General features: G+C 60.3%; 13 protein-coding genes. 3 read left to right on the forward strand and 10 right to left on the reverse strand.

From position 1 onward, the window contains the following. Nucleotides 1-98 precede the first annotated feature (98 nt). Nucleotides 99-6,398 (reverse strand): DUF4082 domain-containing protein, encoded by a 6,300-nt coding sequence (locus A7X77_RS23065; RefSeq protein ID WP_432431348.1) that lies wholly within the window; start codon nt 6,396-6,398, stop codon nt 99-101. 618 nt (nt 6,399-7,016) lie between these two features. On the opposite strand from A7X77_RS23065, the gene A7X77_RS23070 reads away from it, so the two are divergent. Next, nucleotides 7,017-8,333: a polysaccharide biosynthesis/export family protein gene (locus tag A7X77_RS23070; RefSeq protein WP_064685167.1), complete on the forward strand. Its 1,317-nt coding sequence runs from the start codon at nt 7,017-7,019 to the stop codon at nt 8,331-8,333. Nucleotides 8,334-8,412: 79 nt separating this feature from the next. Then, complete coding sequence (locus A7X77_RS23075; RefSeq protein WP_064685168.1) at nt 8,413-9,921, forward strand: O-antigen translocase; 1,509 nt, start codon at nt 8,413-8,415, stop codon at nt 9,919-9,921. Between the two features lie 72 nt (nt 9,922-9,993). Here A7X77_RS23075 and A7X77_RS23080 read toward each other — a convergent pair whose 3' ends face one another. Genes A7X77_RS23080 through A7X77_RS23105 form a run of 6 tightly spaced genes read right to left on the reverse strand, consistent with a single transcriptional unit; the run spans nt 9,994 to nt 15,528 of the window. Next, nucleotides 9,994-11,211, reverse strand: coding sequence for a DegT/DnrJ/EryC1/StrS family aminotransferase (locus A7X77_RS23080; RefSeq protein WP_064685169.1), 1,218 nt, complete (start codon nt 11,209-11,211; stop codon nt 9,994-9,996). Further along, complete coding sequence (locus A7X77_RS23085; RefSeq protein WP_064685170.1) at nt 11,208-12,182, reverse strand: NAD-dependent epimerase/dehydratase family protein; 975 nt, start codon at nt 12,180-12,182, stop codon at nt 11,208-11,210. The genes A7X77_RS23080 and A7X77_RS23085 overlap by 4 nt, the downstream gene beginning before the upstream one ends. Then, the gene (locus A7X77_RS23090) at nt 12,179-12,898 is read right to left on the reverse strand and encodes an acyltransferase (RefSeq protein ID WP_064685171.1); all 720 of its coding nucleotides are present in this window, start codon (nt 12,896-12,898) and stop codon (nt 12,179-12,181) included. The genes A7X77_RS23085 and A7X77_RS23090 overlap by 4 nt, the downstream gene beginning before the upstream one ends. After that, complete coding sequence (locus A7X77_RS23095) at nt 12,888-13,991, reverse strand: DegT/DnrJ/EryC1/StrS family aminotransferase (protein ID WP_064685172.1); 1,104 nt, start codon at nt 13,989-13,991, stop codon at nt 12,888-12,890. Before A7X77_RS23095 ends, A7X77_RS23090 begins: the two co-directional genes overlap by 11 nt. Further along, the gene (locus tag A7X77_RS23100; protein ID WP_064685173.1) at nt 13,988-15,025 is read right to left on the reverse strand and encodes a Gfo/Idh/MocA family protein; all 1,038 of its coding nucleotides are present in this window, start codon (nt 15,023-15,025) and stop codon (nt 13,988-13,990) included. Before A7X77_RS23100 ends, A7X77_RS23095 begins: the two co-directional genes overlap by 4 nt. Beyond that, a complete protein-coding gene (locus tag A7X77_RS23105) occupies nt 15,022-15,528 on the reverse strand; it encodes an acyltransferase (protein ID WP_064685174.1) in 507 nt (168 codons plus the stop codon). Before A7X77_RS23105 ends, A7X77_RS23100 begins: the two co-directional genes overlap by 4 nt. Nucleotides 15,529-16,084: 556 nt before the next feature. Between A7X77_RS23105 and A7X77_RS23110 the strand changes: the two genes are divergently transcribed. Then, entirely contained in the window at nt 16,085-16,861 is a 777-nt protein-coding gene (locus tag A7X77_RS23110; RefSeq protein WP_064685175.1) for a response regulator transcription factor, read from the forward strand. Between the two features lie 110 nt (nt 16,862-16,971). On the opposite strand, the gene A7X77_RS23115 is transcribed toward A7X77_RS23110, so the two are convergent. Genes A7X77_RS23115 through A7X77_RS23125 form a run of 3 tightly spaced genes read right to left on the reverse strand, consistent with a single transcriptional unit; the run spans nt 16,972 to nt 20,092 of the window. Next, entirely contained in the window at nt 16,972-17,964 is a 993-nt protein-coding gene (locus A7X77_RS23115; protein WP_064685176.1) for a glycosyltransferase family 2 protein, read from the reverse strand. Between the two features lie 30 nt (nt 17,965-17,994). Next, nucleotides 17,995-18,984 carry a glycosyltransferase family 8 protein gene (locus A7X77_RS23120; protein ID WP_064685177.1) on the reverse strand — a complete coding sequence of 330 codons (990 nt, stop codon included), beginning with the start codon at nt 18,982-18,984 and terminating at the stop codon, nt 17,995-17,997. A gap of 55 nt (nt 18,985-19,039) precedes the next feature. Beyond that, nucleotides 19,040-20,092, reverse strand: coding sequence for a UDP-glucuronic acid decarboxylase family protein (locus A7X77_RS23125; RefSeq protein WP_064685178.1), 1,053 nt, complete (start codon nt 20,090-20,092; stop codon nt 19,040-19,042). Nucleotides 20,093-20,101 lie beyond the last annotated feature (9 nt).

The raw sequence follows: 20,101 nt of genomic DNA on the forward strand, positions 1-20,101 counted from the left end.
ATCCCTTGAATGTGGGCGTTCCGGGGGACCGTTGCCGCGGCCAGTATTTGCGTTGTGTCAGCCTCATTCGAAACCCGTTGGTAACCTCCTCAGATGCTTCACGCGGCGAGCTGCGGCCGGAACACCACGTCGGCATAGTAATTCGCTGAATTGAAGGTGTTGGTCGGGAAGAGACCGGTGGTGGCGGATCCGCCATATGCATAGACACCGTTGCCGCCGGCGACGGCGCTTGACGGCGCCGTCAACGGACCATTGGTGACGGCGCTCGTAAAGAAATTGTTGGTCGCCACATAGGCGCCGGTGGTGTGATAGGAGGCAACGTAGGTCGTATTGGCGGCGATGGTGACCGGGGTTGCGAAGTTCACCGTCTGCCAGCCGCTCGCCGTGGTGTTGGTGAAGGTAGCGGTGGCAAGCCTGGTGCCCGTCGTGGTCCACAGGTCGACGACGTTCTGGCCGTTGTCGTTGGCGCTGCGATAGAACTTGATGCCGGTAACGTCGCCGGCAACGTTCGACGTGAATTTGACGCCGAGTTCGAGCTGCTGACCATCATTGAGATTGGTCTGGGCTGGGGTGCTGGAGGCAGAGAACAGGCTGTAGGTCGTCGGCGTCGTGGACACGGCGATGTTGAAGGTCTCGTTGGCGGCAAGGCCGCCAAGGTCGGTCGCCGTGACCCTGACGCCGTAGGTGCCGGTCGCCGTCGGCGTGCCGGAGAAGGTCCGCGTCGAGGCGTTGAAGCTCAGCCACGAAGGCAGCGCCGTGCCATCGGCGGCGGTCGCCGCATAGGCCAGCGTGTCGCCGCTGTCGACATCGGTGAAGGTCGCTGTCGGCAGCGTGAAGGAGAAGGCCGAGCCGACGGTGGCATTCTGGGTCGTCGTCTGGACCGCCAGCACCGGCGCATCGTTGGCGCCGTGAATGGTGATTGTCAGGTTCGCCGTGGCCGTGGCGCCGCCGCTGTCGCGCATCGTGTAGCTGAAGACATCGCTTAGCGTATTGGTCGACTGGCGCAGCGCCTGGACGGCGGTATTGCTCTCGTTGATCGTATAGCTGTAAGCGCCCGATGCATTGAGCACGAGACTGCCATAAGTGCCGTTCAGCGCCGAGCCGAGCGTGCCCGACGTCGTGCCGAAGCGGATTGCCGTTACCGTCTTGGTGTCGCCGGCATCCGGATCGGTGTCGTTGGTCAATACATTGCCGCTCGCAACCACGCCGCCCGAGCCGTTGGTCACACCGCCCTTCTCGGTCGCATCCCCCGCATCGGCAACCGCCGTCGGCGTCGTATTGCCGGGCGTCGTCGATCCCGGACGGAAGACCACATCCGCCCAATAATTGGCGGCGTTGTAAGTAGCATTCGGGAAAATGCCGGTGGTGGCGGAGCCGCCATAAGCATAGACGCCATTGCCGCTGGCTGTCGCCGTCAGCGGGCCGCTGGTGACGGCGGTCGTAAAGAAATTATTGGTCGCCACATAGGCGCCTGTGGTGTGGTAAGACGCGACATAGGTCGTGTTGGCGGCGATGGTGACCGGGGTTGCGAAGTTCACCGTCTGCCAGCCGCTCGCCGTGGTGTTGGTGAATGTGGCGGTGGCGAGCTTGGTGCCCGTCGAGGTCCACAGGTCAACGACGTTCTGGCCGTTGTCGTTGGCGCTGCGATAGAACTTGATGCCGGTAACGTCGCCGGCAACGTTCGACGTGAATTTGACGCCGAGTTCGAGCTGCTGACCATCATTGAGGTTGGTCTGGGCCGGCGTGCTGGAGGCAGAGAACAGGCTGTAGGTCGTCGGCGTCGTGGACACGGCGATGTTGAAGGTCTCGTTGGCGGCAAGGCCGCCAAGGTCGGTCGCCGTGACCCTGACGCCGTAGGTGCCGGTCGCCGTCGGCGTGCCGGAGAAGGTCCGCGTCGAGGCGTTGAAGCTCAGCCACGAAGGCAGCGCCGTGCCATCGGCGGCGGTCGCCGCATAGGCCAGCGTGTCGCCGCTGTCGACATCGGTGAAGGTCGCTGTCGGCAGCGTGAAGGAGAAGGCCGAGCCGACGGTGGCATTCTGGGTCGTCGTCTGGACCGCCAGCACCGGCGCATCGTTGGCGCCGTGAATGGTGATTGTCAGGTTCGCCGTGGCCGTGGCGCCGCCGCTGTCGCGCATCGTGTAGCTGAAGACATCGCTTAGCGTATTGGTCGACTGGCGCAGCGCCTGGACGGCGGTATTGCTCTCGTTGATCGTATAGCTGTAAGCGCCCGATGCATTGAGCACGAGACTGCCATAAGTGCCGTTCAGCGCCGAGCCGAGCGTGCCCGACGTCGTGCCGAAGCGGATTGCCGTTACCGTCTTGGTGTCGCCGGCATCCGGATCGGTGTCGTTGGTCAATACATTGCCGCTCGCAACCACGCCGCCCGAGCCGTTGGTCACACCGCCCTTCTCTGTCGCATCCCCCGCATCGGCAACCGCCGTCGGCGGCGTGTTGCCCGATGTCGACACGGCGATGTTGAAGGTCTCGTTGGCGGCAAGGCCACCGAGGTCGGTCGCCGTGACCCTGACGCCATAGGTGCCGGTTGCCGTGGGCGTGCCGCTGAAGGTGCGTGTCGAAGCGTTGAAGCTCAGCCACGAAGGCAGCGCCGTGCCGTCGGCGGCCGTTGCCGCATAGGCCAGCGTGTCGCCGCTGTCGACATCGCTGAAGGTCGTCGTTGGCAGGGTGAAGGAGAAGGCCGAGCCGACGGTGGCATTCTGGGTCGTCGTCTGGACCGCCAGCACCGGCGCATCGTTGGCGCCGTGAATGGTGATTGTCAGGTTCGCCGTGGCCGTGGCGCCGCCGCTGTCGCGCATCGTGTAGCTGAAGACATCGCTTAGCGTATTGGTCGACTGGCGCAGCGCCTGGACGGCGGTATTGCTCTCGTTGATCGTATAGCTGTAAGCGCCCGATGCATTGAGCACGAGACTGCCATAAGTGCCGTTCAGCGCCGAGCCGAGCGTGCCCGACGTCGTGCCGAACCTGACGGCGCTCACCGTCTTGGTGTCGCCGGCATCCGGATCGGTGTCGTTGGTCAGCACGTTGCCGCTCGCAACCACGCCGCCCGAACCATTGGCCACCCCGCCCTTCTCGGTCGCATCCCCCGCATCGGCAACCGCCGTCGGCGTCGTGTTCGAGCTCGACGTCGTAAACATTACATCGACCCAATAATTCGTCGACTGGAAGGTGCTTGTGGGGAACTGGCTGTTGTTGCCATAGCGGTAGACGCCGTTGCCGCTGGCCGGCGCCGTCAGGGGACCGCTGGTCACATTTGAAGTGAAGTAGTTGGTGGTCGTCGAATAACGGCCGCTATTCGTGTGGTAAGACGCCGTGTAGGTTTGTCCCGCCGTCAATGCCACCGGACTGGTGAAATAGGCAGTCTGCCAGCCGCTGGTCGTCTCGTTCGTGAAGGTGAGGGTCGCAAGCCGCGTACCGGTGCTCGACCATAGTGAACCGGTATGCGTGCCGGTATCTTGGTCGCCCTTGTAGAACCGAATGCCGGTGACGGTGCCTGCCACAGATGTCTGGAATTTGACGCCGAGTTCAACGGCTGAGCTATCGTTGGTGTTGACGACCGCTGGCGTCGCCGAACCGAAGAGCGAGGTGTAATTCGGCCCGCTGACGGTGACCGTGCGTCCGGCCGAGGGTGTCTCCAGGTTGACATTATCGTCAACTGCGCGAGACCGGATTGTGTAGGTGCCCGCGGTCTGAGGCGACCAGGTATACGTCCAGTTCTCATCGCCCGTGGCCGGATGCCAGCTCGCCCCATTGTCGGTCGAAACCTCGACGCCGGCGATGACGCCGCCTCCCGTATCGGTAGCGGTGCCGGTTATCGTCACGGTAGATCCGACGGTCGCCGTGGCGGGCACCGTGATGACCGAAGTCGGTGCAGTATGATCCGAGGAAGCGGTTGCCGCGACGAGCCCGGATTGCAGTGTTCCCGGCTGAATGCCCATATCGGCGAGCAGATTGACCATGGCCTGCTGCACGCGCGGGTCCGTCGGCGTCGCCTGGAGGTCGTGATTGTCGCTCAGGCCCCATGTCCAGTAGACGGTGCCGGCGCCGAACACCAGCGCGCCGCTCGGAGCGCGATAGAGCGTCAGATTATGGGTCGAGACGCCATTGCCGGTCGTGTTTCCGTAATCGAGCAAATAGGTGCTGACCGGAACCGTCGTCGATGACAGCTTTACGAGACCGGCTGGATCGAAGCCGTTATCGACCGCTTCGTCCCACTCGTAACCAAGATAGTTCTTGGTGAGCGTCGCCGTCTGGCCGGGCTGAAGGTTGGCGACGCTCGTATTGCGCCAGAAACGCAGATTGGCGTCGTCATAGGGAATTTTGATCGCCTGAAGATTGTTGCCGACATCGTCGACCTTGAACAACTGTCCGGTCAGTGAGTTTTCCGGGTTTCCGCCGCCAATCGCGGGTGGACTGAGACGCGGATCGCGGAAGGTGCCTGTCCATTCGTTGGAAGGGTCGATGCTGGCGCTGGGCGACCATGTCTCCTTGTAGGAGATCAGGGTGCGATAGGGCGTGCCGTCGGCGCTATAGGCATTGCCCCAGCGGGTGCGCCAGTAGACCTCGTTGCCGCTCCAGAACTGCAGGTTGACGCCCGCGTCGCGGGCGGCCTCGACATTGGTTCGCTGCTGTCCGGACCAATATTCGTCGTGACCGGCATCGATATAGGTCTTGTGATTGAGCAAGAGGCTGCCGTAGCGGTCGACGTCGACCCCCGCCATGTAGGAAACGTCATAACCGTTCTGCTCCAGCCAGTAGATGCCCGCATATTCGGCGCCGAACAGATAGTCCTGCGGGCCGGCAAAGGTGCCGACCCCGCCCCGGGTCGCAATCGGTCTGTTGTAGCTGACCGCATAGGCGCGACCAGCACCCTGCCCGGTCGCCGGACCGTTGCCGCCATAGAAGTTTGCGCCGCCCCAACCGTTGTAGGCCTGCCAGGTTTGGTCGGCGGTCTGGAAGACGATGTCGCTTTGGCTGCTGTCATCACGCACGATGAACGGGATATGATTTGAGCCGGACGTGCCATCCTGACGCACGAGCTTGGCGATATAGACGCCTGAGACGGCATCCTCAGGTACGGTCCACGAAGCCGAGACAGCCCAGTTTCCCGCGTCCACCGTGCCTGTCGTGGCATTGCGCAGCGGATTGGGCTGGGTCTGCAAACCGGTGCGCTGCATGGTCGCGACCTTGCGGGCGCCCATGCCGCCATAATAGCCAAGGCGATAAATATCGATCCGGTAGTTGGTGGAATTCGTATTGATCTTGAAGCTGATCGTCTTGCCGTTGTCGACGCTGATATCGGTCGCAAACCCTTCGATGTTGGAGCTGCCGGCACCGACAATGCCCCACTCGCTTTCCGGATTACCCTGCTTCTGATTTTCCAGGACGATCGCGTTGCTGGCCGCAGCGGCCGCGGCTGCCTGATTTTGTGTCGTCAGCGACCGCTGCGTCGTCGGTGACATTGTCACCGAGCCGGAGAGGACGCCGACACCCTTGGTGTTGGTGCCCTTTCCGGTCTCACCGCCGCCCGGCAAGGACCCGTTAAAGGCGGCCGTTGTTTCCGTCCAACTTGCCGTTCCGCGCCAGCCCGAGAGGGGCGACAGGTTTCGATCGAGAAGCGGGTCGCTGATCGAGGCGGCAATGGCCTGCTTGGCCGTCGACACAAAGTCCGGCCCTGCGGTCAGCTTGGTCCCTGGCAGTTGCCCGTCCTGTTGGAGCATGGCGCCGCCATGCGCCCAATCGAGAATTCGCGTGGGGGACGTAAAGTAGCCGCACCCGCAGACGCCAAAGGGCATGCCGAACGCCAGTGAATTCGCTCCAGCATGCTGGGCGCTCGCCTGCGCTGACGGGCTCGATTCGAGAATGACGACGTTGCCCGAGGGCGCACGCTCGCTCGCCACCGCAGAATCCAGCCCCGAGCCTGTCGGTGCGGAGCTCTGCGGCAGATAAGGAGCCAGAGGATCGTCGCCGATGAGGTTCATTCCAGCGTAGGCGCGATAAGGCGGCGATTGATATCCGAATGCGACCCCGTTCGCGTTCACGTTGAAGCCTGCAAAACCCGGCGCATGGGCGAACAACCGCGACGCAACCGTAGCGCCTTCCCGGTCCCCCGTCTCGCCATTTGCTGCGAAAGCGTTGAACAAGGCCGGCAGTGGGTGAGCGATACTGTCCTGACCGTCCGGATCGGCGATCACGCCCGTCCGATGTTCAGCGTCGTGTTCGTTGAGCGCCGGCTTATTGTTGGGATCGTCGACGAGCGCGCCATCATACTTGTTTCCATCCGCTGTTTGCGAGGATGCCGCAAGTTGCGCACTATCCGCGCGCCTTTCGGCAGGCTTGCGCGGCTTTCCCTTTTCGCCGGCTGCCAACCACCGAGGAATCAACGAATCCACCAGGAGTGAGCGCGACGTCCACCGACGAGCGTTGCGATACATGGCCGGCACCTCTTGCGTGATTAACGGGACCGAATCTCTAACAATCGTTCGGCATGCGGCCCTGAATTGTAGTCGAAAAACACCAGGGTATGTCCTACGCCTTTCGCTCTACCGGCGGCATCCTTTGGGCAAACGGGCTCGCTGCCCGCTGAGGCGCTGGATCAGAGGCACCAGGGCGAAGTTCAGCGCGCCCTGTGCAGGCTCGAAGCCGCGGCAGTGCCGACGCCGCCGGTCATCATCCGGCAAAAACGACGATCCGAGCAGAAAGGCACTGCCGGCAAGGTTGCGGCCCCTCAAAGCGAGCGCGCCTATTCCTGCGTGCAGAACCCGTTGATTTTCCCCGGTCTATAGCTTCGCGTCGCGCCGAGGATATATGTTTCTACCCAATTTAGCCTGAAGGACCTCCCCACCTCATCAATATTGATGTGGCAAAGCAAACGACCTCCACCTTCCTCAAGGCTTCGCCAGACTGCACACTGGCGATGCAGCGTCGGACTGGCGTCCGGCGTGTGAACAGCGTTCAGGCATCGTATCAGCGTCCGTGTAAGAATGTTTTGCAGGCGAGCCATGTATATCAATCTATCGCACCGTACCCCGCGCGTGTTCTTTCGCGCGACGTTCGTCATCAGTGCACTCGTCTTTCTTGCCGGAGCTGTACCGCCAGCTCTCGCCGACAGCTCCCCCTTGACTCCACAAACGAAGATCCGCCTGACGGTCGTGCAATGGATACCGTCCAAGGGCCAGTTTGAACGGTGGGATGGGATTGGCGGCGAATATACGGTTTCGGATGCAGGCATAGTCTCCCTGCCCTTTCTAGGGTCGCTGGCGGTTGGAAATCTGGACAATGAGGGCCTCACCAACGAGATCGGCAAGCGTCTTCAAGCGAAGATGGGTCTAGCCCAGGCACCTGCCGTAACCATCGATATCCTCAACTATCCCTCCATTTACGTCGTCGGAGACGTGATGGCGCCGGGAGAATACAAGTTTCATTCGGGCTTGAGCGTCCTGCAATCGCTCGCAATGAGCGGCGGTCCGTTGCGGGCTGCGGCGCAGCAGCAATCGGAGACGATCAAGCTTGCCGGCGATCTGCGGGAAATCGACCACGCGCTGCTGCGCAGCGCGGCAAAGCTCGCGCGGCTGCAAGCGGAGATGACCGGCGCGAAGGAGATCGTCTTCGATCAACCGCCCGCTGCCGACCGGCAATATGCCGAGAGCATCTACCAGGAGGAGCGAGTCATTTTTCAGGCCCGTGCAAGCGCGCTAGACAAACAGTCGGTGGCCCTCGTCGAATTGCGCAATCTCTTGAGCGCGGAAATCGAGACGCTGGAAGAAAAGCTGAAAGGCTCGGACGACAATATCCAGTCGGTCGAGGACCAGCTTACGAGTGTGAGAACGCTGGTCCAGAAGGGTCTGACGATCACCTCACGCCAGATGGATCTGGAACGATTGCTGACCACCTATCGCTCCGACCGGCTCGACCTCGTCACCGCCATCATGCGGGGTCGCCAGGCGATCAATGAGACGACGCGCAATCTCGAGGGACTTTCCGACAATCGCCGCAGCGACAACGCTTCCGAAGTGCAGGCGGAGAGGGCGAATCTCGATCAGCTCAAACTGAAGCGTGACACCACGCAACAACTGCTTCTCGAAGAAGTGTCGAACGGCGCGCGCGCGATGACCCGCAGCGATGAACTGCCGCTGACGTTCAGCGTCAGCCGGCGGCACAAGGGTGGGGTCAATCAGTTCCCGGCCTCCGAAACGACGGAACTGGCGCCGGGCGACGTGGTCAGGGTCACCCGGGCCCGCTTCGCCGATGCACCATCCAAAGACGACGCTGCGCTGCCTGTTCAGACAGAGGCGCATGTCAGTCAGGCAAGCCGGTGAACAGCGGAACGCATGTGCTGCAATCGAGCCCGCGGCAGGCGATTGAACGCAAACCCAGGGTGAACGGCTGGGGCTTTCGATGACGTTGAGGATGATCCCGCCCAGCAGCCCGACCTACACCCAGATCCTCAAATCGACGATGCTGATGGGTGGCTCTTCCCTCGTCAACGTTGCCCTCGGCATTATCAGAAACAAAGCCATGGCTGTCCTGCTTGGGCCGGAAGGCGTGGGACTGATGGGCCTTTACGGGTCGATCCTCGATATCGCCCAGGCGATTGCCGGGCTCGGCGTGGGCAGCAGCGGCGTGCGCCAGATTGCCGAAGCTGCAGGCACCGATGACGCGGAGAGGATCGCACGATCAGCAACGGCGCTGAGACGCATATCGATGGTGCTCGGACTGCTCGGTGCGCTCCTCCTCGCCGCCCTGGCATTTCCCGTCTCGAATTTCACTTTCGGCGACTACCAGCATGCCGGCGGCATTGCATTGCTGTCACTGGCAATCTTCTTTCGGCTGGTCTCTGCCGGGCAGACAGCACTGATCCAGGGCCTGCGGGGCATTGCCGATCTTGCCCGCATCAACGTGCTCGCCGGGTTTTTCGGCACGGCCGTCAGCATCCCGCTGATCTATCTGTTCGGCCTGCAGGCGATCGCCCCGTCCCTGGTGGTGATTGCGGCGGCTTCAATCCTTCCGACCTGGTGGTACAGCCGGCGGATCTCGCCGCATCCCTCGCCAATGCCCACGCGCCAGTTCGGCCGGGAAGTGTCTGCACTGCTCAGGCTCGGATTCGTCTTCATGGCGAGCGGGCTCCTGACCTTCGGTGCGGCTTATGCCGTCCGCCTCATCGTGCTGAAGGAGGGCGGCGTCATGGCGGCTGGATTGTACCAGGCGGCGTGGGGCCTCGGCGGTCTCTATGCCGGCTTCATCCTGCAGGCGATGGGAACGGATTTTTATCCCCGCCTGACCGCGGCAGCCGACAACAATGCCGAATGCAATCGGCTGGTCAATGAACAGGCGGAAATCAGCATGCTGCTCGCTGGCCCCGGCCTGCTCGGAACGCTGACGCTCGCGCCGCTCATGATGAACCTGTTCTATTCGGCGGATTTTCATGGCGCAGTCGATCTTCTGCGCTGGATCTGCCTTGGCATGATGCTGCGGATTATTTCCTGGCCGATGGGTTTCATCGTCGTTGCCAAGCGTACCCAGGCGATTTTCTTCTGGACGGAAGTTGCAGCGGCGGTCGTGCATGTCGGGCTTGCCTGGCTCTTGGTATTGCTGCTCGGCACCCAAGGCGCCGGCATGGCGTTTTTCGGCCTTTATGTCTGGCACAGCATCCTGATCTACGTGATCGTGCGGACGCTGACCGGTTTTCGCTGGTCCGCCGCCAATCGCAGACACGCGCTGCTTTTCCTGCCCGCATCGGGACTGGTGTTCCTGATGTTCTCGATCGTGCCGCTCTGGCCGGCGACGATGATCGGCTTCGTCGCCGTCATTATCTGCGGGCTCTATTCGCTGCGTATGCTGATCGACCTGCTCCCGCCGGAGTCCGTGCCAGCAATCATCCGCGGCTGGATCACGAAATCTGCATAACCAACAATGCGCGCATCCGCAGATACGCGCATTGTTGGTTATGCAGATTTGTCGTGTCGGGCAAATGCCGGTTCAGGCGACCGCGACATCCATGGCACGTTGATCGCCGGCGGCTCCGACGGTCACTTCCGCAAGGGCTGCGCGAAGTGCCTCAACAACCCGGTCCATGTCAGACGCCGTCATCTGGGCGTAGAGCGGCAGGATAATCGTTTGCTGCTGCGCAGATGTGCTTCGCGTCAGGCTCGTGGCAGCGCGGTGGGTACGCTCACCGGAATAGGCTCCCTCCAGGTGAATGTTCATCACACCACGCCGGGTCGAGATGCCCTGGTCGAGCAGGCTCTGCATGACGGCCCGCTGGTCGACCGTGTCGGACAACCTCACGCAGAAACTCTGCCAGTTGCTTCGAGCCCAGCCCGGCTCGACCGGCAGAGAAAGCCCTGAAATCGTCGACAGGCGTTCGCAATATTGCTCAGCAAGCAGCCGGCGCTGGGCAACCAACTCCGGCAGCCGCCGCAGCTGCTCGCGTCCGACGGCGGCCTGAAGGTCGGTCATCCGGTAATTGTAGCCCAGCTCGTCATAATCCTCGAAAATCACCTGCTTCGAGCCGTGGCGGACGGCATCCGTGACGCTCATGCCATGCTGGCGCCACAGCCGGAATTTCCGGTCATATTCGGCATTGGCCGTGGTCAACATGCCGCCATCGCCCGTGGTGACGACCTTTCTCGGGTGGAAGGAGAAGCAGGCAATGTCGCCATGCGGCTTGCCGATCTTTTCCCAGCGGCCGTCCCACAGGATTTCGCTTCCCGTCGCGCAGGCCGCATCTTCGATGACCGGGACCCCGTGGCGCTTGCCGAGCTCGACGACAGGCCGCAGATCACAAGGCATCCCAAGCTGATGCACACACAGGATTGCCTTGGTGCGGGGCGTGATGGCCGTTTCGATCAGGCTGGGATCGATGTTGTAGCCATCGGCCTCGATGTCGACAAATACGGGCACCGCATTGCAATATCGAATGGCGTTCGCGGTTGCGATAAACGAATGGCTGACCGTGATGACCTCGTCGCCGGCGCTTACGCCGACCGCCATCAGGGCCAAATGCAGCGCAGTCGTGCAGTTGGATACGGCACAGGCGTGTGCCGCGCCGACATAGGCCGCGAATTCACGCTCGAAAGCGGCGACTTCGGGCCCCTGGGTCACCCATCCCGATAGAATAACGCGGCGCGCGGCCTCAGCCTCTTCCTCTCCGAGGACGGGTTTGGCGACAGGGATCGTGGATAATAACGGGCTCATGCAGCTTGACCTCCGGCCGCAGCAGTCTTCGACTGCCACCACGCGACAAGGTCACGGAGCCCCTGCTCCATCGAGATTTCCGCCTTGAAACCCAGAAGCCTTTCGGCCTTGCTGATATCAGCAAGACGGCGGGTTACGCCATTGACCGCGCGCGCCTCTTTGTGCTGCGGCTCGAGCGAGGATCCCATGATGTCGCTCAGCATCTGCGCGAGTTGCAGCAGGCTTATTTCCCGACCGCTCGCAACGTTGAACACCTCGTCGGTAACGTCACTTTTTGCCGCCAGCAGGTTTGCCCGGGCGATGTCGCGTGCGTCGACGAAGTCCATCGTTTGGCTGCCGTCGCCATAGACAAGCGGCGGCATTCCGGCTGCAAGGCGTTCCATCCAGCGGATCAGCACTTCGGTGTACGCGCCGTAAACGTCCATTCGTGGCCCGTAGACGTTGAAATAGCGCAGCGCGACATAGCGTAGGCCATACATGTCCGCGAAGCTGCGCAGCAATCCCTCGTTGAAGGTCTTTGCCGCGCCGTAGATCGTCCGGTTATTGTAGGGATGATGCTCTTCGGTCGTCGGAAAGCTTTCGGCAAGCCCCAGCACGGAGGCGGAAGAGGCCGCGACGACCTTCGAAACACCCGCCTTGACTGCAGCTTCGAGAACATTGAACGTTCCTTCGGCCAAGACTTCGAAAGCCAGTCGTGGCTCTTCGGCGCATTGGGTTATGCGGATGGCCGCCTGATGAAAGACGATATCGACGCCGTCGAAGGCTTTCGCCAGCAGTGCCCTGTCGCGGATATCTCCGTCGATGATGTTAAGGGGCGCGCTGCCTATTGCCGAACTGAGATTGTCCCGGCGCCCGCGCACGAAATTATCGAGGATGATGATCTCGCGAGGTTTTTCCAATGCGACAAGATCGGCAATATGTGAACCGATCAGACCGGCACCGCCGGTAATGAGCACCCGTTTATTTCTCATGATCTTTCCTCACGCGACATGTTCGTCATCGGATCATTCTCCGAACGCCAACGAATAAATTTTGCAGGCACTCCTGCGACAACCGAGAAGGGCTCGACGTCCGAGACGACGACTGCTCCCGCTCCAACGATCGCCCCCTTCCCGATCGTCACACCTGGAAGGATGGTCGCATTCGTTCCGATATCGGCTTCTGCGCCGATGCGGACCGGCCTGATTTCAAGATCCGTGCGAATGATCGGCACATCCACCGGCAGTGCCGTGTGGGTCGAGCCAAGCACCTTGGCGCCAGGTCCCCATCCGACGTAATCCTCGATCACCAGATCGCGCGCGTCGAAATAGGCCATCGGCCCGATCCAGACATTGTCGCCGATCACGCACCGGCCGTCGAAGCGTCCCTGGATATAGGCCTGAGCGCCGATGAACACCCCGTTGCCGATCTCGAACGTCTCCGGGTGTTTGAAGCCGGCGCCGCCCGCAACCTGCAATCCCGTGCCGCAGCTGCGCGTGATCGCCTGCCAGATGGCTTTGCGCATCATGGTGTCGACGACACCATCGCCGGTCGCGAAGCGACCGTAGAGTTCGATCAGACCGGCGCGGCCATAGGCTTGCCTGAGTTCTGCGACCAGCCCGGCTTGGTAGGCCGGATCTGCCGGTCTTTCCTGACGGCCATGGACCGCATGCACGATCCGGGCCTCGCCCGCACGATTAACTGACATAGGCGTCTTCCAACGCAGCTGCCACCTGATCGACATGCCGCGCGGGCATCTCAGGATAGATCGGCAGCGAGAGAACTTCTTTTGCGGCGGCCTCCGAGACGGGGAAATCTCCGACCCGGTAACCGAGGTCGGCATGGGCTTGCTGCAGATGTACGGGGATCGGATAGTGCAGCCCGGACTGAATGCCCTCCGCACTCAGCACGCGCTGAAGCTCGTCGCGATCGCGGCTTCTGATGGCATAGACGTGGTAGACGTGGCGCCGGCCGGCTTTCTCGACCGGCGTCGTCAAATGCCCCGATCGCCCAAGCAGCGACGAGTAGCGGCCCGCATGAGCGCGGCGCGCCTCGGTCCAGGCCTCAAGATGCCGGAGCTTGATGCGCAGGATCGCGCCCTGAATGGCGTCCATGCGGTAGTTGAAGCCCTTCAGCAGATGGTGATAGCGCTGCTCCTGGCCCCAGTCGCGCAGCATGCGCATTGTTTTGGCCTGGTCGTCGCGGTTGGTCACGACGATACCCCCCTCGCCGCAGGCGCCGAGGTTTTTACCCGGGTAGAAGCTGAAGCAGCCGGACGTGCCGAGGCTGCCGGCGCGCGCACCTTTGTATTGCGCTCCATGCGCCTGGCAGGCGTCCTCGATAACCGGTATCCGGTAGTGGTCGGCAATCGCCTGGATAGCATCCATATCGGCCATCTGCCCGTAGAGATGGACGGGAATGATGGCCTTGGTGCGGGGTGTGATCTTTGCCTCGAGCTGCGCCGGATCCATCGTCAGCGTCACCGGCTCGACATCGACGAATACCGGCCGTGCGCCTGTGTAGCAGATCGCCGATACGGTCGCGACGAAGGTAAATGGCACGGTGATGACTTCGTCGCCGGGGCCGACGCCAGCCGCCAGAAGCGACAGATGCAGGGCGCTGGTCCCGGTGTTGACCGCTATCGCATGTTTGACGTTGCAATAGTCAGCGAATTCCTGCTCGAGGCGGGCGACCTCCTCGCCCAGTATGTATTGCCCCGACGCCAGGACGCCGAGCACGGCGGCGTCGATTTCGCTCTTGATGGAGTTATACTGTGCCTTGAGGTCCAGGAACGGGATCATGCAATAAGCCTCGCCTCTTCGAGCTCGATGATACGACCGCGCTGAGCGAGCGACCGGCTTGCGGCTTCCAGGATGCGGACCACACGCAGGCCTGCCTGGCCATCCGTGATCGGCCGCGAATTCTGCTCGATGCAATCGACGAACTGATCCAGTTCGCGTTTCAACGCCTCTGTCATATCGAGCTTCGGCGCCCACATGTCGCCGCTTCGGTATCCCACCAGCATCTGATGCACCTTCTCGCCATATGCATCAGAGTTGGGGCACATGGTGATGCCTTTGTCGTAGACCTTGATCTTTTCGCTGGGCTCCAGATCGTCATAGACGATCATCTTGTTGCTGCCGCCGATCAGCGTGCGGCGCACCTTGACCGGCGCCAGCCAATTGACGTGGATGTGGGCAATGAGCTTGCTTTCGAAGAAGAGCGTCAGATAGGCGATGTTCTCCGGTTCGCCGAGGACATGGCTCATTCCCGTCGCGGAAACCGCGACCGGCCTTTCCTGCAGGACATGGTCCAGGATGGACAGGTCGTGCACGGCGAGATCCCAGATGACGCTCACATCATGCTGGAACAGCCCCAGATTAACGCGAACCGAGTCATAGTAATACATGTCGCCCAAGCCGCTTTCGACCAGTTCGCGCATTTTGCGGACGGCGCCGGTGTGGACGAAGGTATGATCGACGGCGAGCACGAGGCGTCGCCGCGCTGCTTCTTCGACCATTCGCGAGGCTTCCTCCGTCGTCGATGCCATCGGCTTTTCGACGAAGACATGCTTTCCAGCCATCATTGCCTGCATTGCCAGCTTGAAATGGGTGGAGACCGGCGTCGCGATGGCGATCGCATCCACTCGCGGGTCGCGCAGGACTTCTTCGAATTTGTCGGTGATCGTCACTGCTGGATAGCGGCTCTTCACCGCCGCCAGCCGTTCGACATTGAGATCGCAGACTGAAATGAGCTGTGCGCCGCCCGCCTCCGAAATATTGCGAACCAGGTTCGGGCCCCAATACCCATATCCAACAACAGCAATGCCGATCATCGCATTCCTCCCAACGCTTGCATGTTTACTGACCGGTCATGCACGTGACCGGTGATCCTGGCCGGAACGCCGGCAACTATTGCGCCGTCAGGCACGTCCTTCGTTACAACAGCGCCGGCGCCGACCTGGGCGGCCTCTCCGATGGTCACGCCAGGCAGAATGGTGGCGTTGCTACCGATCGACGCGTGGCGCTTGACCAGCGTGGGAATGACGACCCAGTCGGCTTCGGTCTGCAGGCTGCCGTCCGCATTGACGGCACGCGGGTAGGTGTCATTGGTGAACATCACGCCGTGGCCGATAAAAACGCCGTCCTCCAGCGTCACGCCTTCGCAGAGGAAGGAATGGCTGGAGATCTTGCAGTCTTTTCCGACGGTGACGTTCTTCTGGATTTCAACGAAGGTGCCGATGCGCGTTCCCGCGCCAATCGTGCAGCCGTAGAGATTCACAAGATCTCGATGGTGAATAACGCAGCTGTCATCCAGCTTGACGTTCGATGCAATCATCCCGGCTCGTCCCCTACTCAAACAGGCCCTGATCTGGAAACCGGTCACAATCGTATGAATGCGCAAGTTTTCATTTCAACAGAGCAAATATTTCTCTGCCTCCAAAGAGAATTGTTTTCGCCCTCTGAGTAAAGAAACAATACGTCGAAGCTTATTCACCAAAAGGCGTATATGCTTACGAAAATCGGATGACGAGGATCGCGAACGTCTATGGCCATCGCTCGACAGCAGCGGCCGTCCGCCAGTGGCCGATCCTGCCCCTACATCAAACACGGGGCATTGATTGGCTATGTTTGGCGAGCTTCATTGAATATATATAGTAATGTCACAAACCGACATGCAAATTGCTTAGAAATATATTGATCAGTTTCAAAAGTTGATCTATTGATAGCCAATCATGGAACAAAGGTGCAGGCGTAACCACTATTAATTAGTGTGACAACCCCAGAACTGTGGTAATAAATTAGCACTTTTGTTAACCAAACTCTCCTTTCTGCGAGGGGAGTTAAATGTTCGACTTTGTGTACGCGTGGAAAAAGACTAGGAGGATAAGGCGTTGGATTCAATAAACATAAACCACAGGCAGGAAAATATAACACTTCCCCTAGAAATGGAAAATGGTTCGACGGCACTTGTCCGACCGGGAAGCCCGAAGCATTCCCTTGTCATTCTCGACAAGAGGGAACTTGATCGGCATTGCCTTGCGCAATGCATGGCCGCCCACACGGAAGACTTCCAGATTCTGGCGTTCGGATCGATTGAGGAGTGGAAGCAGAAGCGCGAAGAATATCCTCCGCTTTCGGCAATCCTCTTGAATGTCGGCGGCAAGATGGTCGACGAGCCTGCCGTTTCGGAGCAGATCAGGAGCCTTTCCTCCGAATTTGTCTCGACGCCGGTCATCATACTGTCTGATAGTGACGATTTCGCCCAGATCGTCAGGGCGATCGACTGCGGAGCCAAAGGCTACATACCGGCCTCCGTCAGCATTAGCGTTTGCATGGAACTGATCGCGCTATCGGTAGCAGGCGGACTTTTTGTGCCCGCAAGCGCGCTGTTCGCCATGCGTCACCTGCTGCAGTCGAGCAGCTCGACAGCCCAGCCGCTGGCTGGGATCTTCACAGATCGTCAGGCCGAAGTCGTCGCAGCCTTGCGGCGCGGCAAGGCAAACAAGATCATTGCCTATGAGCTCAATCTGCGAGAAAGCACCGTCAAGGTGCATGTCCGCAACATCATGAAAAAGGTCAAGGCAACCAACAGGACGGAAGTTGTGTTCAAGCTCAACGACTTGTTCCAGGATGGTATGTCTGGCATGAGCGCAAAGACGTTATGCTGATCCCAGCAGCCGGGAATATCTTCGTAACTTGCAAGCTGTTCCTGCCCGACTCACCCGGTGACGCTTATGCGTCACCGGGTTTTGTGTTCCAGGGACCCGTTGATCTCTGCTCATTCTGCGACTCGTCGCCCGATAGAATTCAAGACGCACCAGTACTTCGGCCCGATGGCCCGTTTGCAGACCAACTTGACCCAGGGCAATGAATTTCTGACTTCGGGGCAAACCTCGAGAGCAAAGCGTTGAATAGCCACGGCTGTGGCAACATCGAAATTGTTGAATGCCAGGCCGGCCTGCCGAAGCGCCTGTTTTCCGAGATCTCTGGCAAGAAAACGTCTTAATTTCTCATCTTGCCTGAGGCTATCGGCGCCTTGGCGAAACAGAATATCAAAAGCCTGTTGTCTTTGCCGGAGATCGGGAAGGATAGTTTGTCCGTAGTATTGTAGCGACATGTTTGAAGCATGTCTGCGGTACACTGCTTGATCTTTGTTGATGAAACCCACCCCGGCATGTGATGCGAGCCGCAGCCACATCTCCATGTCACCGGCATGCGGCAGTTCCTTATTGTAGCCGCCGACCTGTTTTTGCAGCGTCGTTCTTACGACGGCGGTCGGTGTCGGCACCAGGTTGTTCGCTCCGCTCAACCGCATGAATTGCGGACCGGAAAGGACTTGCGTCGCGGGCACGCCGTGGGAGCCGAGGGGATCGACACGCTTGGTTATGGCGCCACTCGGCTCGGCAATGAGGGCGTTGCCGAACGTAAACCCGACATCCGGATGATTGCGCATCAGTTCCGAGGCGCGGCCGAGCGCACCCGGCAAGAGATAGTCGTCCGCGGAGAGAAGCAGGAATAAATCGCCGCCTGCCCACTCGATTCCCTCGTTGTAGGTGGCGATGTGGCCCTTGTTTGCCGTGTGCCGCCGATAGGTGACCCGGTTGTCCCGGGATGCCAGAGCCATCCCGACTTCCGGCGTATTGTCTGGCGAGCAGTCATCCAGAATAAGTACACGCACATCGACGCCCGCTTGCGTCAGAACACTTTCAACACATTCCTCTAGGAAATGAGCGTAGTTGTAGCAGGGAATGACGACATCAACGCGTTGCACGCTTGTTCCTCCGCAGCCTGTCTTTCGGCTTCACTTTGCTTTCTGCACGGACGTTGAGGCGTGCGCCCGCACAGCCGCTTTCGTGTAGGACCATGCAGTTCTCAACAAGACAGATCGGGCAAGCAGCCGGGAACCTGCACGCTTCACACCGCTCTGAACGCGCCCCCAACGTGTAAGGGCAAAACGGGTCCGGGACCGAAACGTGTCGTAGAAGGCGACGTTCGGACTCAAGCTTCCTGTTTTCCAAGGCTTCACATTGGTCACGAAATGAACGATGGCGGGCTGTTGCTCGAGCGCGATGCCGGCGATTGCCTGCATTGGCTCGAACTGAAAATTCCACGCCCGGTCCAGGATCTTCCACTTTCCGTCGCAGACAACGTTGAGAGCGTCTTGGTCGGAATATTCCGTCGTCGGAAAGCGCTCAAGATAATCCAGCGATCGTTCCGATATTCGCTCGTTTCGCCATCTTGCAAGGTCGATAAGGAGAATGCCAGCGTTGAAATACCGTTTGACCCGAGCGCCCCCTGTTGCATCTGGTCCGTTGCGCGCGGCACTGTCCAGCCAGTAATCGGGTACCGCGCCGATCACCGCGTCGCCGAGGTCGGTATTCCATAACTGCTCCAGCGAAGTCAGCACCAGGATGTCGCCATCCAGATACAAAGCCCGGTCGCAGGTCGGCGGAAGGAACTGCGGCAGAAGGATCCTTGCAAAAGTCATCCTGGAAACGCCGGGGCGCGTGGAAAATCCGCTGGCGAAGGACAATGTGGCGATGGGATGCCACTGAATGACGGCAGAACTTGCCGGTAGAGATTCAAAGATCAGTCGCTTTGTTTCTTCGCCTATGCCCTCATGAATGACGTGGATGTCCAGGGGCCATGCGCTCTGGTTATTCTCGGCGACCGATCTAAGAGCGGTCGCCAAGGGGACGGCATAGGCCGCATCGACCGCAAAGACGATGGGGCCCAACCGCTGTTTTGTGCCCGCAGGGGCAACGCCTGTTGGTACGCTACGCACATTCATGTTTCCGGCACATCCCATCGAAAGAGCTTCGCCTTGTAATGATCGACGTTGCCGTTCATGGCCGGATTGCTGCGGCTTCCTGAACAGGAAGGCCGACGGCTGGGGTAGTCAAATGGGCGTAACCCGGTCGCTGGGCCCGGGCGCCGGCCATGCTCTTGCCTCCGCCTGAAAGCTTCCACTCGAAATATGCAATCGTTTTCTCAAGACCTTCACGCAGGTTCACCGTCGGCTGCCAGCCGAGGTCCTGCGTTGCGCGGGAAATGTCGGGCTTGCGCTGCGTCGGATCGTCGATCGGCAACGGATTGTAAACGATGCTCGATTTCGATCCCGTCATCTCGATGACCATTTCGGCCAGTTCCCGGACCTGGAATTCTCCTGGATTACCGAGATTGATCGGGCCGGTAACACCGGCCGGCGCCCCCATCAGGCGGATGAAGCCCTCGATCAGATCGTCTACATAGCAGAATGAGCGCGTCTGCGTGCCGCTGCCGAAGATGGTGATCGGCTCGTTTTGAAGTGCCTGAACGATGAAATTGGAGACGACGCGGCCGTCATTGGTCTGCATGCGCGGCCCGTACGTGTTGAAGATCCGCGCCACTCTGATTTCGACGCCATATTGACGATGATAGTCGAAAAACAGCGTCTCGGCGCACCGCTTGCCTTCGTCATAACATGCCCGCGGGCCGATGGGATTGACGCTGCCTCGATACTCCTCGGGCTGCGGGTGGACGGCCGGATCGCCATAAACTTCGCTCGTCGATGCCTGGAAGATCTTCGCCTTGGTGCGTTTGGCCAGGCCGAGCATATTGATGGCCCCGTGCACATTGGTCTTCACCGTCTGCACGGGATCGTGCTGATAGTGGACCGGAGATGCCGGACAAGCGAGGTTGTAGATCTCGTCGACCTCCACATAAAGCGGGAAGGTAATGTCGTGGCGGAGCACCTCAAAGCGAGGATCGTCAAGAAGATGCAGCACATTGTCGCGCGAACCGGTGTAGTAATTGTCCACGCAGAGGACGTCGTTGCCTTCTCGCAAAAGCCTTTCGCAAAGGAATGATCCCAGAAATCCGGTGCCGCCGGTAACCAAAACTCGCTTATGTCCGTGCATTGATGTGCT

It is taken from the genome of Rhizobium bangladeshense (genome assembly GCF_001662075.1).
Taxonomy (GTDB): Bacteria; Pseudomonadota; Alphaproteobacteria; order Rhizobiales; family Rhizobiaceae; genus Rhizobium; species Rhizobium bangladeshense_B.

Excerpts from the sequence above, each read along its gene's own strand:
- A7X77_RS23100 (WP_064685173.1), bottom strand. The coding sequence starts at position 15,025 with ATGATCGGCATTGCTGTTGTTGGATATGGGTATTGGGGCCCGAACCTG.
- A7X77_RS23125 (WP_064685178.1), bottom strand. The coding sequence starts at position 20,092 with ATGCACGGACATAAGCGAGTTTTGGTTACCGGCGGCACCGGATTTCTG.
- A7X77_RS23075 (WP_064685168.1), top strand. The coding sequence starts at position 8,413 with ATGACGTTGAGGATGATCCCGCCCAGCAGCCCGACCTACACCCAGATC.
- A7X77_RS23070 (WP_064685167.1), top strand. The coding sequence starts at position 7,017 with ATGTATATCAATCTATCGCACCGTACCCCGCGCGTGTTCTTTCGCGCG.
- A7X77_RS23105 (WP_064685174.1), bottom strand. The coding sequence starts at position 15,528 with ATGATTGCATCGAACGTCAAGCTGGATGACAGCTGCGTTATTCACCAT.
- A7X77_RS23095 (WP_064685172.1), bottom strand. The coding sequence starts at position 13,991 with ATGATCCCGTTCCTGGACCTCAAGGCACAGTATAACTCCATCAAGAGC.
- A7X77_RS23120 (WP_064685177.1), bottom strand. The coding sequence starts at position 18,984 with ATGAATGTGCGTAGCGTACCAACAGGCGTTGCCCCTGCGGGCACAAAA.
- A7X77_RS23090 (WP_064685171.1), bottom strand. The coding sequence starts at position 12,898 with ATGTCAGTTAATCGTGCGGGCGAGGCCCGGATCGTGCATGCGGTCCAT.
- A7X77_RS23085 (WP_064685170.1), bottom strand. The coding sequence starts at position 12,182 with ATGAGAAATAAACGGGTGCTCATTACCGGCGGTGCCGGTCTGATCGGT.
- A7X77_RS23080 (WP_064685169.1), bottom strand. The coding sequence starts at position 11,211 with ATGAGCCCGTTATTATCCACGATCCCTGTCGCCAAACCCGTCCTCGGA.